The 15058-nt window shown below is 61.3% G+C and carries 12 protein-coding genes; 6 read left to right on the top strand and 6 right to left on the bottom strand.

Annotated elements, in window-relative coordinates; all coding sequences use genetic code 11:
- The first annotated feature begins 43 nt into the window (after positions 1-43).
- The 4 genes from J7548_RS06800 (at position 44) to J7548_RS06785 (ending at position 4218) form a co-directional block, all read left to right on the top strand.
- Positions 44-1363 (top strand): MFS transporter, encoded by a 1320-nt coding sequence (locus tag J7548_RS06800; protein ID WP_290972157.1) that lies wholly within the window; start codon positions 44-46, stop codon positions 1361-1363.
- Positions 1360-2259 carry an amidohydrolase family protein gene (locus J7548_RS06795; protein ID WP_290972154.1) on the top strand — a complete coding sequence of 300 codons (900 nt, stop codon included), beginning with the start codon at positions 1360-1362 and terminating at the stop codon, positions 2257-2259. The genes J7548_RS06800 and J7548_RS06795 overlap by 4 nt, the downstream gene beginning before the upstream one ends.
- A gap of 109 nt (positions 2260-2368) precedes the next feature.
- Positions 2369-3595, top strand: a complete 1227-nt coding sequence (locus J7548_RS06790; protein ID WP_290972151.1) for an MFS transporter — start codon at positions 2369-2371, stop codon at positions 3593-3595.
- Between the two features lie 29 nt (positions 3596-3624).
- Positions 3625-4218 (top strand): YdeI/OmpD-associated family protein, encoded by a 594-nt coding sequence (locus J7548_RS06785; RefSeq protein ID WP_290972149.1) that lies wholly within the window; start codon positions 3625-3627, stop codon positions 4216-4218.
- A gap of 48 nt (positions 4219-4266) precedes the next feature.
- Here the strand turns inward: J7548_RS06785 and J7548_RS06780 are convergent, their stop codons facing one another.
- From J7548_RS06780 to J7548_RS06755, 6 genes are all read right to left on the bottom strand, one after another.
- On the bottom strand, positions 4267-5586 hold the full coding sequence (locus tag J7548_RS06780) for an MFS transporter (protein WP_290972147.1): 1320 nt from the start codon (positions 5584-5586) through the stop codon (positions 4267-4269).
- A 64-nt stretch (positions 5587-5650) separates the two neighbouring features.
- Positions 5651-6859 (bottom strand): tricarballylate utilization 4Fe-4S protein TcuB, encoded by a 1209-nt coding sequence (tcuB, locus tag J7548_RS06775; RefSeq protein WP_290972145.1) that lies wholly within the window; start codon positions 6857-6859, stop codon positions 5651-5653.
- Complete coding sequence (gene tcuA, locus J7548_RS06770; RefSeq protein WP_290972143.1) at positions 6846-8255, bottom strand: FAD-dependent tricarballylate dehydrogenase TcuA; 1410 nt, start codon at positions 8253-8255, stop codon at positions 6846-6848. The genes tcuB and tcuA overlap by 14 nt, the downstream gene beginning before the upstream one ends.
- Before the next feature lie 85 nt (positions 8256-8340).
- Positions 8341-9282, bottom strand: a complete 942-nt coding sequence (locus tag J7548_RS06765) for a LysR family transcriptional regulator (RefSeq protein WP_290972140.1) — start codon at positions 9280-9282, stop codon at positions 8341-8343.
- Between the two features lie 127 nt (positions 9283-9409).
- On the bottom strand, positions 9410-10714 hold the full coding sequence (locus J7548_RS06760; protein ID WP_290972137.1) for an MFS transporter: 1305 nt from the start codon (positions 10712-10714) through the stop codon (positions 9410-9412).
- A gap of 29 nt (positions 10715-10743) precedes the next feature.
- Complete coding sequence (locus J7548_RS06755) at positions 10744-11541, bottom strand: substrate-binding domain-containing protein (RefSeq protein ID WP_290972134.1); 798 nt, start codon at positions 11539-11541, stop codon at positions 10744-10746.
- 92 nt (positions 11542-11633) lie between these two features.
- On the opposite strand from J7548_RS06755, the gene J7548_RS06750 reads away from it, so the two are divergent.
- Together J7548_RS06750 and J7548_RS06745 are read left to right on the top strand one after the other, a co-directional pair.
- Positions 11634-12590 carry a LysR family transcriptional regulator gene (locus J7548_RS06750; RefSeq protein ID WP_290972132.1) on the top strand — a complete coding sequence of 319 codons (957 nt, stop codon included), beginning with the start codon at positions 11634-11636 and terminating at the stop codon, positions 12588-12590.
- 294 nt (positions 12591-12884) lie between these two features.
- On the top strand, positions 12885-14996 hold the full coding sequence (locus tag J7548_RS06745) for a TonB-dependent siderophore receptor (RefSeq protein WP_290972130.1): 2112 nt from the start codon (positions 12885-12887) through the stop codon (positions 14994-14996).
- Positions 14997-15058 lie beyond the last annotated feature (62 nt).

Genomic DNA, 15058 nt, shown 5'->3' with positions numbered 1-15058 from the left:
CCGCCAACAATAAGGCGGGGACCGTCTCCTGGAGAGAGAGTTCATGGAGACGATCACGAATAGCGGGCAGCAGCTCGAACAGGCAACAATAAAGAAAATTACCTGGCGCCTGATGCCTTTCCTGATGCTGTGCTACCTGTTTGCCTTTATCGACCGCGGCAACATCGGTATGGCCGCATTGCAAATGAACCATGACATCGGACTGTCTTCGAAGATGTTCGGTTTTGCGGGTAGCCTCTTCTTTATTGCCTACTTCATTTTCGAAGTTCCCAGCAATCTCGCGTTACAGCGCTATGGCGCAAGGAAATGGTTGGCCCGGATCATGATTACCTGGGGCCTCATTTCCGCCAGCACGGCGTTTGTACAAGGCGCATATTCGCTTTACGTTGTCCGTTTCCTGCTGGGAGCTGCAGAGGCAGGCTTTTTCCCCGGTGTGGTTCTTTACCTGACGTATTGGTTCCCAGCCGCCTATCGTGCCCGTATCGTCGCGCTCTTCATGGTCGCGATTCCGGCTGCTAGTTTCATAGCCTCCCCGATTTCCGCGTTGCTGCTTCAAATGGATGGCATCGGTGGCATGAGAGGGTGGCACTGGTTGTTCATTATTGAAGGTTTGCCGACGGTATTGCTTGGCATCATCTGCCTTCGATTCCTGACTGACCGTCCAAGCCAGGCATCGTGGTTAAGCCCGGAACAGCGCGAATGGCTGGCAAACACGATGGATAAAGAGGCTGCCTCTCGTGCTGCGAAGGCACATGTGCCTCTCTGGAAATTGTTCAGCACGCCTCATGTGTGGGGAATGGCTTTGGTTTGCTCGTGTGCATCGGCTGCCGGAACCGTATTGAATGTGTGGCAGCCGCAGTTGCTCAAATCCTTCGGTCTCAGTGTCATCCAGACTGGCTTGGTCAACTCGATTCCCTACGCTGTGGCTTCCATCCTGATGGTTTGGTGGGGCCGTCACTCGGATCGTACGGGCGAGCGTCGCTGGCATACCGCGATTCCCTTGCTGATGATCGGTGGCGGGATGGCCCTGGCATCAGCATTCCATTCGTTGGCGCCGATTGTCGTCATCCTGTCGATGGTGCTCATTGGCGCGTACTCGTTCAAGGGCCCATTCTGGGCAATGGCAACCAGCTGGCTTGCAACAGGCTCGGCGGCCGCCGGACTTGCAGGGATCAACGCGGTCTCCAACCTGATTGGCGGCGGCTTGATGGTCAACGTATATGGATGGGTGAAGGATGCTACCGGAAGCTACTCGATGGCATTGTTGCCGATGGTGCTGATGTCGTTGGCAAGCGTCACGATCCTGTTCTTTCTTAGCCGGAAATCGAGCAGTCCTGGCACGAAGCTGAAAGAAGCATCGTGACATCGTTAGCGACCAATCCCCCGGGGATCGTGCCGGGCATGGAGATGGAGGTGGTGCATTCGGGCGGTACCCAAGCGCCGGCCCATCCGGTGCCGCCCGGCGCCGTGGACTGCCATCACCATATCTTCGATCCGCGCTTTCCCCGGGCAAACAGCCGTAGCGCCATCTGGGGAACGGTGGATGACTATCGCCGCCTCAAACAGCGGCTTGGTCTGAGCCGCTCGGTGGTCGTCTCGCCGCAGAGCTACGGTTTCGACAACCGATGCCTGGTCGACGCCCTCGATGCCTTGGGTGAGGAGGCGCGTGGCGTGGCGGCGGTGCCGCTGGATGTCAGCGACGCCGAGCTCGATCGCCTGCATCGTCACGGCGTGCGTGGCGTGCGTCTCTACCTGATCGGCGATGCACCGACGCCGCCGGATCGGTTCATCGAGTATGCACGGCGAATCGAGCGTCTCGGGTGGCATATCCAGGTCATTGCCGTCGAAGGGGAAGCACTGGTGGCAGCGGAAGCAGCTTTCCAGGCGCTTCCTTGCACATTGGTGATCGATCACTTCGGCTATGTGCCACAACCGGAAGGCGTGGCTCATCCGACGATGGCGACCCTGCTTCGTCTGCTGGCCAACGGCAAGACTTACGTGAAGTTGTCGGCGCCGTATATCACCTCGCGCGTTGGTCCGCAGAGCTACGCGGATCTTGATGCGGTCGCTGTCGCGTTGATCAATGCTGCGCCGGAACGTGTGTTGTGGGGTAGCGACTGGCCACATACATTGGTCATCAGCGATCCCAAGCCGGACGATGCGGCCATGCTGGACCGGCTCACGCGCTGGGCGCCGCAGCAAAGCGTGCGCCATCGCATTCTGGTGGACAACCCGCAGCAACTGTACTGGAAGGATTAGCCAGTGCAGTCAGCGCGCCAGGACAGCTCAACAGGCATCGCGCTGTAGCGATCGCCGAAGACCAAGAGAACAACAGGCCTTGAAACATGGGCCACTCGAGGAGACACCCATGAAAACAAATAAAATCACGCTGGTGGCGCTGCTCGCCTTCGGCATGTTCATCAACGCCATCGACCGGGGCGCGCTGGGTGTGGCAGCCCCGCAAATGCTCAAAGACCTCAATATGGATCCCGGGGTGATGGGAATTGCCCTGTCCGCCTTCTATTGCAGCTATATCCTGTGCATGGTTCCGGTCGGCCGACTGGCCGACAAATACGGTGCGAAAACGGCACTGGGTTGGGCGGCGGCATTCTGGTCGCTGGCGTCGGCCGCGACCGGGCTGATCCAGGGATTCTATGGGCTGATCGCCGTACGTCTCGGCGTCGGCGCCGGAGAGACGGCGGGCAACCCCTTGAGCGCCAAAGTCATCAACGAAAACTTCCCATCGGAGGAGCGGGCTCGCGCCACCGCTTGGTGTCTGTCAGGGACCAAGCTCGGCATGGCTGCCGTTCCGGTGCTCATGGGATTCCTGATGACCTATTGGAGCTGGCGTACGGCCTTTCTGGTCACCGGTATCGGAAGCCTGCTGTGGTGCCTTGCCTGGTATCTGTTTTTCCGCGAGCCAAAGCAGGATGCCATCGGAAAAGAAGGCGTAAAACCGGGGAGCATGCCGATACCCTGGCGGAAGTTGCTGAGCAACCGCACCATCCTCGGCCTGATGCTGACCAAATTCTTCCTCGACTACCTGTGGGTTGTCTTCATCAGCTGGTTGCCCAGCTATCTGGTCATGGAGCGAGGATTTTCCATTCTAAAGATGGGCCTGTACGCCTCGATTCCGTGGATTGTCGGATTCGTTGCCCAACCGGCGATGGGGCATTTCTCCGACTGGCTGATCAAGAAAGGCGTCAGCGTGACCAAGGCACGAAAATATGCGCTGGTTGGGTCGCAAGCGGTCGCGGCTTCGGTCATCGCCGTTGGTTTCGTGGACGATCCGCTGATCGCCGTCATTCTGCTGACGATCAATATCGCCGGCGAGTCCGCTTCGGCAGGAATCATGTGGACAATTTTGACTGAAGTGTCGCCCAAGGGCATGGGAGGCACGGTCGCCAGCGCCGTCAATACAGTCAGTTCGATCGCTGGGGTGATGGCGCCTACGATTACCGGGTTCATCTACAAATTCACCGGGAGTTTCCAGATGGCGTTGCTTGTGGCCGGCGTGGGAATCCTGGTTTCGGCCATGTCGATGTTGTTCGTGGTTCAGGAGATCGAGCCGGTCGATGTGGGAACAACAAGTTAAGCGTCCAGTTACGCCAGGATGGATCGAGAATGAAATCCCAAACCAGTTCTCCGGCAGCGCTGCCCACCCATCACTTTAAGCAGCAACAAGACTGGACTGCCTGGCTAATGGAAAACCACAACACATCTATTGGCGTGTGGTTGAAACTGGCAAAAAAAGGCGCCGATGCACAGTCAGTCTCATACGACGAAGCCGTTGAAACTGCCCTTTGCTTCGGCTGGATAGACGGACAAAAGCAAGCCCACGACGAACAATTCTGGCTGCAGAAATTCACCCGTCGCTCAGACAAAAGCATTTGGTCCAAGATCAATAAAGAAAAAGCGCTGGCCCTGATCAAGGCCGGACGCATGCAACCGGCCGGACTCAAGGAAGTTGAGCGCGCAAAGGCCGATGGACGCTGGGACGCAGCATATGACTCGGCCAGCACGGCAACGGTGCCAGCCGATTTCCAGTCCGCGCTGGATGGCAATGCGCGAGCGAAGGATTTCTTCGGATCGCTAGACAGCCGGAACCGCTACGCCATCCTGTTCAGGATACAAACCGCCAAGAAGGCCGAAACGCGCGCCAAGCGGATTGCGCAGTTCGTGCAGATGCTGGAGCGGCACGAAAAGATACATTCCTGACCCGTCCGGGCCGGGCCGGAAAGCGGCCCTGCCTGTCGTTGCCTTCACTCAATGGGAAGAATGCATCGGCCCGGAAGCTTTCCCGGCAGCCGACCAGGCGCCGCGGCCGTGATACAGAACCAGCGTCGACAAGAGCCCGCAGACGGCGGCAAAGGTCAGCCAGTAGCCCGGGGCGGCTTTATCGCCGGTCAACTCGATCAGGTAGGTCGAGATCGCCGGCGTGAAGCCGCCGAATACTGCCGTGGCCAGACTGAAGGCCAGCGAGAATCCCGCCACGCGTATTTTCTCCGGCATGATTTCGGTCAGCGCCGCGACCATGGCGCCGTTGTACATGCCGAAGAAGAAAGACAGCCACAGCAACACCAGCAGCATGCGTTCGAAGCTGGGCGATGCGGCCAGCCAGGACAACGCCGGATAGGACGTGAGAATGGCCAGGAAGGTGATGGCCAGCAGCACCGGACGGCGGCCGATGCGGTCGGAAACCAGGCCGCCCACCGGCAGCCAAAAGAAATTCGACAGGCCCACCAGCAAGGTCACCACCAGGCTTGCTTGTGTCGAGAGCTTGAGTACGGACTTGCCAAAGGTCGGCGTATAGATCGTGATCAGATAAAACGTGGTGGTGGTCATTGCCACCAGCAGCATGCCGGCAATGACGCTGCGCCAGTGTTCCAGCATGGTCCGGTAGACCTCGCGCGCGGCGGGGCGGCGGGTACGCGCCTGGAAAGCTTCGGTTTCCTGGAGCGAGCGGCGCAGCAGGAAGATGAAAGGGACGATGATGCAACCGGCGAAGAACGGAATGCGCCATCCCCATGCCCCGATCTCGCCGGCGCTCAGCCAGCTGTTCAGGCCGTAGCCCATGAGGGCGGCGACCACAATCGCGATTTGCTGGCTGGCCGACTGCCAGGCGGTATAAAAGCCCTTGCGGCCCGGCGTGGCCATCTCGGCCAGGTAGACCGATACCCCTCCCAGTTCCGCTCCCGCGGAAAATCCTTGCAGCAGCCTGCCGACCAATACCAGGAACGGCGCCAGCAAGCCGATGGTCTGGTAACCAGGCACGCAGGCGATCAGGATGGTGCCGCTGGCCATGATGGAGAGCGTGACGATGAGTCCCTTGCGACGCCCTACTTCGTCGATGTAGGCGCCCAGGATGATCGCTCCCAGCGGGCGCATCAGAAAGCCTGCGCCGAAGACGGCGAAGGTCAGCATCAGCGAGGCGAACTCGCTGCCGGCCGGAAAAAAGACGCGGGAAATATGGGTTGCATAGAAACCGAACAGGAAGAAATCGAACTGTTCGAGAAAATTGCCGCTGGTCACGCGCAGGACAGCGCCTGCGCGTGAACCACGGGTATGGGGCGCCGGGGTTGGCATACTGAGGTCTCCTTGATGTTGTCATTGTCGGGCCGGGTTGGCCGGCCCCGGTGGATCGGGCGGATCAGGCGGATCCGGGATCGATGTGCACGGCCTGCCGCTTTTCGATGGCGGCTTTGAGCAGCGCTGCGCAGCGATAGATGCCATGGGCGAACTTGCCGTAGGGGAGCGTGGCGAACAGCGCCATCACGCATCCCAGGTGCAGGGCCAGCAGTGCCGCCATGGCGGCGCTGTCGCGCCAGGCCAGCAGCGCCAGGCCAGTCAGGCTGGTCAACAGGAGCAAGGCGATGAAGCCGCGGTCCATTGGGCGTTGCCTGATATCGCCATGCTCGGGATGGCGCCGCAGGTTCAGCCACAGCAGGCCGGCCGGCCCGATCAGCAAGCCGATGCCGCCGGCCGTGCCCAGCAGGACGGGCAAGCTCAAGACCGGATAAGGCGCCTCCATCCCCAGCGCGTAGTGGTAGAAGGTCGCCACCGTTGTCGCCGCCAGGCACAGCATGAAACCGTAGAAAGTGAAGTGGTGGAAGCGCCGGCGCAACAGGGTGAATGCGTCATCGGATTCATTGCATCCCTCGCCGTGGCCGCCATCCAGATAAGTCAGCGCGAGCACATTGCCGGTCGTTTCGAGCACGGCGCCGGCGCTCGCCGTTCCGGCCGAGACATCGCGCCAGAAACGCGTCACGCCGATGCCCAGCGCCAGCACGGAGAATCCGAAAACCGCGCCGAACATCCCGGCCAACTGGTTGTGGGGAAACACCGCATAGAAGTTGGCGCCCAGCTGGCCGCCGGCCAGCGTGCCATTGGCCGCCAGCGCCAGCAGCAGGAACAGCGCCAGGCCGGCCACCAGCGCCAGCGCGACCGCCAATCCGTTGCGCTTGTACAGCGCCCCGGCCGCCGCCGGCCACGCATAGCTGGCATAGGTGTCGAGCCGCACCTTGGCCATCGCCTTGGGCACGTTGACCGCAAATTCATGCGGCGGCGCGTACTGGCAGGAGTGGTAACAGGCGCCGCAGTTGTGGCACAGGTTGGCCAGGTAGTGGACATCGGCCTTGCCGAATTCCAGGCGCCGCGTCATGGCCGGGAAGACCGCGCAGAAGCCTTCGCAATAGCGGCAGGCATTGCAGATCTGCATCTGCCGCGCCACTTCGGTTTCTTCGGCGTTCATCGCTGCGATGGGAATGATGCGATGACGCACCGGTGCCGGCGCCGGTGGGAGGCCAACGTTGCCGGCATCGTCGCGCGCCTGCCTGGCCAGGGTTTCAAGCTTGTGCATTTTCAACTCCAGATTGCCGTGTGGCGAACTGCGCCGCCTGGGCGCCGGCGATGCGTCCAAACGCGGTGCCGATGGACATGCCCACTCCGGCGGTATAGCCCTTGCCGAGAACGTTGCCGGCCATCATTTCGCCGGCCACGAACAGGTTCTCGCTGGGCTGGCCGGAGAAATGGACTTGGGCCTGCTCATTGACCTTCAGGCCCAGGTAGGTGAACGTCACGCCAGGCCGCAGGGCATAGCCGTAAAACGGCGCCTTGTCGATCGGCCGTGCCCAGTGGGTCTTGGGGGGATGCAGATGTTCGGTGCGGCAGTCGTCCAATACGGTGTGGTCGAAACTCCCGCCGCTACAGGCTGCGTTATAGGCTTCGACGGTCTGGACGAAGCGCGCTTCGGGCACGCCCAGCTTGCGGGCCAGCTCGGCGAGGGTGTCGGCCTTCTCGCCGGGAAACACCGGCGGCATGAAATGCCCGACCGCCTTGGCGTCGATGACCGAGTAAGCGACCTGCCCAGGCTGCTGCGCCACAAGGCGCCCCCAGATGGCGTAGCGCTTGGGCCAGAAATCCTCGCCTTCGTCATAGAAACGCTCGCCATCGCGGTTGACCACCACGCCCAGCGAGACGCAATCGATGCGGGTGCAAATGCCGCCGTCATACAGCGGCGCCCGCGCATCGATGGCCACCATGTGGGCCTGGGTCGGATCGCCGATTTTGTCGGCGCCGGCATCGATCATGAAACGCAGCAGGTCGCCCCGGTTGAAGCGGGTACCGCGGATCAGGAAATTATCGGCCGGCCATTCTCCGCGCTCGTTAGGCCCCCAGGCCTCGCGCAGCCATTCGCGATTGGATTCGAAGCCGCCCGCGGCCAGCACGCAGGCATGCGCCGCGAAATGGCGGTTGCCGCTGCGCGCGGCGACGAAACGCGTGCCGTCCAGCTCGATGGCGTCAACCGGCGTGTCGTAGAGGACCTGCACGCCCAGCGCCTCCGCGCTACGGTAGTAGGCGTTGACCAGGGCCTTGCCGCCCCCCATGAAGAAAGCATTGGTGCGGGCCACATGCAAGGCGCCCGACAGCGGCGGTTGGAAGCGCACGCCATGCTTGCGCATCCAGGGCCGGCAGGTGGCCGAGGCCCGGATCGTGAGGCGGGCCAGGCGCTCATTGGTGAGGCCGCCGGTGACCTTCAGCAAGTCTTGCCAGTATTCCTCTTCCGGATAGGCATCCACCAGCACGTCTTGCGGGCCGTCGTGCATGCAGCGCAGGTTGCGGGTGTGCTGGGAGTTGCCGCCGCGCCAGGCGCGCGGCGCCGATTCGAGCATCAGCACCGAGGCGCCGGCCTCGCGCGCCATGATGGCGGCGCACAGCGCGGCGTTGCCGCCGCCGATGACTAGAACGTCGACCATCGCCGTCCCCTCCTTGAGATATGTCCAGGAGGCGACTATAGGCACGCCGGCCCCGCGCCGCTATCGGCGGGCCGGCAAGGGGTATTCAGTTTTTGTGAAGGGTGGCGGGACGCAGGGTGGCGCCAGGCCAGCGCGCCTCGTCCACCAGCTTGCGCGCCACTTCCGCCAGCAGCACGCGCGCGGCCAGGCCGGCCGGGGACAATTCGTCATCCGATACGCTGACGATCAGGTTCGGCCGCGTGGCGTCGCCGCCGGCCAGCGGCACGCTGGCCAGGCCCGCGTTCTCCGAACGGGCCAGCGCGGCGCCAGGCTGGATGGTGGCGCCAATGCCGGCGCGCACGGCATCCATCAGCATGGGCAAGCCGTCGACTTCCATCACGATGCGGGGCTCGTAGGCAGCATGCTTGAACGCCGTATCCAGCAAGGAACGCAGCCCGTGCTTGCGGGTAGGAAGAATAAGGGGCAAGTCGCCCAGCGATTTCAAGCGCGCCTGCCGTGCTGCGGGCATGCCAGGCAACGTGGCCGCGCCGATGACGAACAGGCGCTCGTCGAGCAAGGGCATCACGCTCCAGCGCTGCGCCGGCTCTTCCTGGAACAGGATTGCCAGATCGATCTGGCGCGCCCCGAGCATGGCCCCCAAATGGCCGGACAGGCTTTCCACCATGCGCAGGCGCACATCCGGATAACGCTTCCGCATCGCCGCCATGAACGCCAGCCCCATCACGCCCGCCGTGCTGGAAGCCATGCCAACGCTGACATGGCCGGACAGGCGTGCCTGGCGGGCCGCCAGCGCCGCGTCGTCGATATGCCGCAACGCCAGTTGCGCCTGCTTCAGGAAGGCGATCCCGGCGTCGGTCGGCACCACGCCGGTGGAAGTCCGTTGCAGCAGCCGGGTCGCCAGTTCGTTCTCCAGCCGGGTGATCTGCTGGCTCAGGGCCGAGGTCACCATGCCCAGCTCCAACGCGGCCTTGCCGATGCTGCCGTGCTCGACGATGCTGGCAAAATATCTTAGCTGGCGGATTTCCATACAAGGCCCGGGATCAGTGCATTGTTTTTCAGGATGCGTTTCGCAACGGCGCGCCCCCTCTGTTGCGCACAAATCTTAACATCCCGTGCCATCGCCAGCTTGTGAAGACAAGCTCCCGCCGGCAGGCTTACCGGCTCGCCTGCCCCACTCCGCCGATGGCCGTATCGCGGCACTTATTGCGATACAGAAGGATCGTGGCAACCAGTCCGCATACGGCGGCGAATGTCATCCAGTAACCGGGTGAAGCCTTGTCGCCCGTTGCTTCGATGAGCCAGGTAGAGACCAGCGGGGTAAAGCCGCCAAAAATCGCCGTCGCCAGGCTGTAGGCGAGCGAAAAACCGACCGTGCGCACATGGGCGGGCATCACTTCAGTAAGCGCCACCACCGCCGCGCCGTTATAGCTGGCATAGATGAAGGACAGCCACAGCTCGGTGACCAGCAGATTCCGGAAACTGATGTTGGCGACCAGCCAGGTCATCACCGGATAGGCGGTCAGGATCGCCAGCAGCGTGAAGACGATCAGGACCGGGCGGCGCCCCACCTTGTCGGACACGGCACCCATGATGGGCAGCCAGATGAAATTCGACAAGCCGACGCAGAAGGTCGTAATCAGGCTTTCCGATGCGGTGAGCTTCAGGACGTTCTTGCCGAAGGTCGGCGTATAGACGGTGATCAGGTAGAAGGAAACCGTCGTCATGACCACCATCATCATCCCGGCGACGACAATCCTCCAGTTCTGGGCGATCGACGCCACAATTTCGCCGAAGGACGGATGGTGTTTGCGCGCCAGGAATTCTTCCGTTTCCTGCAGCGAACGGCGGATGATGAAGATCACCGGCACGATCATGCAGCCGAGAAAGAACGGAACGCGCCATCCCCAATCGCTGATCTGGGCCGGCGCCAGCCACTGGCTCAGCAGATAGCCGATCAGCGCGGACGCCATGATGGCGGCCTGCTGGCTGGCGGACTGCCAGCTCACGTAGAAACCCTTGCGGCCTGGCGTCGCCATTTCCGCCAGGTACACGGAAACGCCGCCCAGCTCGACGCCGGCCGAGAAGCCTTGCAGCAGGCGTCCGATGAGGACCAGCATCGGCGCGGCGATGCCGATCGACGCGTATCCCGGCACAAAAGCGATCAGGATGGTGCCGATCGCCATGATGCTCAATGTGACGATGAGGCCTTGCCGGCGCCCGACGCGGTCGATATAGGAACCCAGGATGATGGCGCCCAGGGGACGCATCAGGAAGCCCGCGCCGAATGTGCCGAATGTCAGGATGAGCGATACGAACTCATTGTCGGACGGGAAAAAGGTCTTCGAAATGTAGCTGGCGTAAAAGCCGTACAGGAAGAAGTCGAACATCTCCAGGAAATTGCCGCTCGTCACGCGAATGACGGTCGACAGTTTCGATGGTTTGGCGTGTTGCTTATGCATTATTGTCTCTCTCGCTCGCCTGGTTCAGTTTATTGTTGGCGCTTGGGAGCGGGGTCCAGTCCCGTTTGCTTGATGATGTCCTGCGCTTCCGGGGAGGCGAGGTAGTCCAGCAATTCACGCGCCGCTTCCGGCTGTCGCGCGCCGACTACGATGCCCGCGGAGAAGGGGGTCACCTGTTGCGCCTCTTCCGGAAGCGGGCCGACGATGTCGATGCCGGCCAGGGGCTTCAACTCGGATATCTGCTGGAAGCCCAGCTCCGCTTCGCCGCGCGCCACGACGTCACCGACAGGTTCCGCGGGAATCATGCGGGCTTTGCCCTTGAGCTGTTCCTCCAGGCCCAAACGCTTGAACAGGACCGTCGACAGATAAACGCCGCTGGCGCTATCGGAATACGCAATCGAACGCGCGGCGAGCAACGTCTTCTTCAAGGCGTCCACGCTGGAGATGTCGGGCTTGGGGGCGCCGGCCTTGACCGCCAGGCCGATGCGGGACAGCGCCAGCAGCTCATGGTCTTTTTGCGACACCTTGCCGGCCTTGACCAAGCCATCCAGCGAATCGCCGACCATGATCACCACGTCGAATTGTTCGCCCCGGGCCAGCCGATTGGGAATCGCTTGCCGGGTCTCGCCCATGGAAGGCCCCCAATCGGAAATCAGCTTATGGCCGGTCTTCTTCTCGAAGCCCGGGCTCAGCGCCTTGTACGCCGCGGCAAAGCCGCCCGAGCTGACCACATGGATATCCGCCGCCTGGGCCCAGCTTGCGGCCGAAACGAGGGCCAATGCGAAGACCACGCGCTTGAATTGAACGACCAGGGAATTCCTTTTCATCACTGTCTCCTCCAGTAGAGTTATTGAAACTTGCAATATTGGGCAAATCTGTTTAAAAAGTTAAATGCATTTAATCTAATTATTAATAAACAATGCGCATCAATATCGAGACGAGTGAAATCCAGGCGTTTGTCGCCGTGGCCCGGCAATCGAGCTTCAAGGCCGCTGCCGAAGGTCTTTTCATCTCCCAGCCCGCCCTCAGCAGGCGCATCGAAAACCTCGAACATGCGCTCCAGGAACGCCTGTTCAACCGGACGACGCGGCGCGTTTCCCTCACGCGCGCCGGCGAGATATTCCTCACCCATGCCCTGGCGGTGCTTGAGGAGCTCGACATTGCCATGAAGAACGTCGAGCAAGGAACGGTTCACCGAAGGGAACATATCACGGTCGCCTGCATTCCTTCGGTCGCCACCCGGGTCCTGCCCCGGGTGTTGCGGCAATTCTCGCTACAGCATCCCAACGTCAGGGTGAAAGTCATCGATGAAAGCGCCATCGACGTTCTCGAAAGCGTTCGCAAGGGGGAATCCGACTTCGGCATCAACTTCATCGGCGCGCAGGAAGCGGAAATCGAGTTTGAAGAAATCGCCAATGAACACTATCTGGCGGTGATGCCGGCGGACCATCCGCTTGCGCACCTGGGCTCGGTTTCGTGCGAAGCGCTCTCCGGCGAAAGGCTCGTCTCGGTCTCGTCAAGCAGCGGCAATCGCGGCGTCATCGATCGCGCCTTCGCCAAGGTGCGGGAGCGGCCCGTCATCCAGTACGAGATCAACCATGTCTCCGGCGCCGTCAGCCTGGTCGCGGCCGGGGTCGGCATCGCATTGCTGCCGGAGCTTGCCATCACAGGCGCGCCCTACACCGGCATCATTTCAAAGCGCCTCACCAGGCCTGTCATCACGCGCCCGTTGGGCCTGATCACCCGGAAGGGCAATGTGCTTCGGCCTGCCGCAGAAATCATGGCCAGGGAAATGCGTGCCGCCATTTTAGCCAGCACCTCCAAGACAACCCGCAGCGGCAAAAGAATCCAGGTCGTGCAGGAAGACGTTGGTTGAGTCCTCCCCTCTCCCGGTAATGCTGTTCAGCTAAGCCGAAACTATCCCCGTCGCCCTGACGGAGGTCAGGGCCCAGTGTCGTTCAGCGGCCATCGAGACACCACGGAAGACACTGGATCCCGGCCTTCGCCGGGACGACGATTTGCAAATGGATGGCTTAACTGAATGGCACAACGCCAAAGCATTATCCGAAGAGGCAACTTCAGCCTCTAAACAACACCGCTTCACATTTTTTACATTTAATAACGATTCTCATTTATATTCCGTATCCCACGTTTGTACCCGAATGGAAAAATGAATAAGTTGAAGGTCTCCCCTCTTGCTATCCAGTTGATTGCCGTCGGATTGCTTTCCTCCAGCACCGTCGTATCGGCCGAGACCACGTCAGCCTCCTCGGGTACAGCGCTTCCGGAAATCAGCGTCGTTTCAAATTCAACGTCCCAGTCCTACATGACGAGCAGCTCCAGCGGCGCCACCCGGACTGACACGCCTTTGATGGAAGTACCGCAATCCGTACGGGTCATCACTACCCAGCAGATTGAAGACCTGGGCGCATTGCGCCTGGCCGACATCGTCGACTACGTCAGCGGGATCAGCCGCCTCAACGATTTCGGCGGCACCTGGGACAACTTCGGCATCCGCGGTTTCAGCAGCACGGACATGGGCTTTCTCGTGAACGGCTTCCCCGGTTCCCGCGGTTACAATCCGCGCCGCGACACGGCGACCGTCGAGCGCATCGAATTCCTGAAGGGCCCCGCTTCGGCGATCTATGGCAGCAGCGAACCCGGCGGCACTATCAACATCGTCACGAAGAAGCCTCTGTTCACACCGAAGAACGTCGCGGAGCTGAGCGCCGGCACCGGCGGGCTCAAGCGCGCGTCCCTCGACAGTACGGGCCCGCTCGGCCAGAGCGTCGCCTATCGGTTGAACCTGATGACCGAGGAAGGCGATAGCCGTTCCAATCTGCTCAATAACCGCCGCTCTTTGATTGCGCCGGCGGTAACTTGGCTCATCGATAAAGACACCGTGCTGAATTACGAAGGCGAATTCCTTCAAGCAAGCACCCCATTGGACCGCGGCATCATCAACGTCCGCGGCGTCCTGGGAAGCTTGCCGCGAGACCGTGTCTTGAGCGAGCCATCCGATGGCAACATGAACATGAGCAGCAATACCCATCAGCTGACGCTTGAGCGGGCATTCTCGGAGAACTGGCGCGCAAAATTCGGCGCCAGCTACAAGGAAAGCACCTTTGACGGCTATTACACCGAAGCGGCCCTGAGCAATCCTCTCCAGGCCGACAACCGTACCTTGAACCGGACCCGCACCTGGCGCCAGCTGCCATCGCGCGATATCTCCTTCCAGGCAGAGCTCGAGGGCAAGTTCAATACCGGCGCCATCGGCCACACCGTTCTGTTCGGCGCGGAAGCATCGAAGCTGTGGATGAATACCGAGATCCTGCGCTCGGCGAATACTCCCATCGACATCTATAACCCGGTGTACGGCGCCCCCTTGCTGCCGCTTACCAACCGGACCAGCAGTTCCGACGAGTACCAACGGGTCAAGGCCGTGTTCGTCCAGGACCAGCTCAGCTTGTCACCCCAATGGAAACTGCTCGGCGGATTGCGTTGGGATCAATACAACCAAAGCGTCGAGAACCGGGTTGGAACGGTGACCACGACGTCCCAGCAGCAAAGCGCCGTTTCGCCGCGCGCGGGCATCAGCTACTTGCCGACCGAATGGAGTTCCGTCTACCTGTCGGCCGGCAAGTCGTTCCGGGGCAACAGCGGCGTCGACGTCAACGGCCGGCCATTTGACCCGCAACACTCCACCGCCTACGAAGCCGGCCTGAAGCTGCAATCGAAGGACGAACGCCTTGGCGCCAACTTCGCGGTGTACGACATCACCAAGACCAACGTGCTGACCTCGAGCGATGTTCCCGGATTCTCCGTTGCCGCCGGCGAGGTAAAGAGTACCGGCTTTGAAGCCGACGTTTACGGCCAGATCAATGCCAACTGGCGTGTCTCGGGCAATTTCTCCTGGGATGACGCTCGGGTGACGAAGGACAAAACCCTGGCCCCGGGAACGCGCCTGACCAACATCCCCGCTTACAGCGCGGGCCTGCTGGCCATGCGGGAAGATGCCCTTGTGAACGGAAACCGGTACGGCCTGGGCGGCGCCGTGAACTATGTCGGCAATCGTTCGGGCAATGCCGCCGACACTTACACCCTGCCGGCTTACACCACGGTGAAGTTGCTTAGCTACTGGCAAGTGTCCAAATCCGTCCGGTTTTCCCTGGATGTCCATAACTTGTTCAACCGCAATTACTATACGGGCTCCTGGGGGAACCTGTACGTTATTCCCGGAACGGAAAGAACCGTTGTGGCGCGACTCAAGATCGACCTTTGACACGCCGGCATATGCCAAACGAAAATGCCCCGAGGCTCAAGCTTCGGGGCATTTTTTTCATG

This window comes from Herbaspirillum sp. (assembly GCF_017744395.1).
GTDB lineage: Bacteria > Pseudomonadota > Gammaproteobacteria > Burkholderiales > Burkholderiaceae_D > Herbaspirillum.
This window is presented reverse-complemented; position numbering and strand designations above follow the sequence as displayed.

Coding starts and splice junctions, on each gene's coding strand:
- J7548_RS06800 (WP_290972157.1), top strand. CDS start 44: ATGGAGACGATCACGAATAGCGGGCAGCAGCTCGAACAGGCAACAATA.
- J7548_RS06790 (WP_290972151.1), top strand. CDS start 2,369: ATGAAAACAAATAAAATCACGCTGGTGGCGCTGCTCGCCTTCGGCATG.
- J7548_RS06785 (WP_290972149.1), top strand. CDS start 3,625: ATGAAATCCCAAACCAGTTCTCCGGCAGCGCTGCCCACCCATCACTTT.
- J7548_RS06780 (WP_290972147.1), bottom strand. CDS start 5,586: ATGCCAACCCCGGCGCCCCATACCCGTGGTTCACGCGCAGGCGCTGTC.
- tcuB (WP_290972145.1), bottom strand. CDS start 6,859: ATGCACAAGCTTGAAACCCTGGCCAGGCAGGCGCGCGACGATGCCGGC.
- tcuA (WP_290972143.1), bottom strand. CDS start 8,255: ATGGTCGACGTTCTAGTCATCGGCGGCGGCAACGCCGCGCTGTGCGCC.
- J7548_RS06765 (WP_290972140.1), bottom strand. CDS start 9,282: ATGGAAATCCGCCAGCTAAGATATTTTGCCAGCATCGTCGAGCACGGC.
- J7548_RS06760 (WP_290972137.1), bottom strand. CDS start 10,714: ATGCATAAGCAACACGCCAAACCATCGAAACTGTCGACCGTCATTCGC.
- J7548_RS06755 (WP_290972134.1), bottom strand. CDS start 11,541: ATGAAAAGGAATTCCCTGGTCGTTCAATTCAAGCGCGTGGTCTTCGCA.
- J7548_RS06750 (WP_290972132.1), top strand. CDS start 11,634: ATGCGCATCAATATCGAGACGAGTGAAATCCAGGCGTTTGTCGCCGTG.
- J7548_RS06745 (WP_290972130.1), top strand. CDS start 12,885: ATGAATAAGTTGAAGGTCTCCCCTCTTGCTATCCAGTTGATTGCCGTC.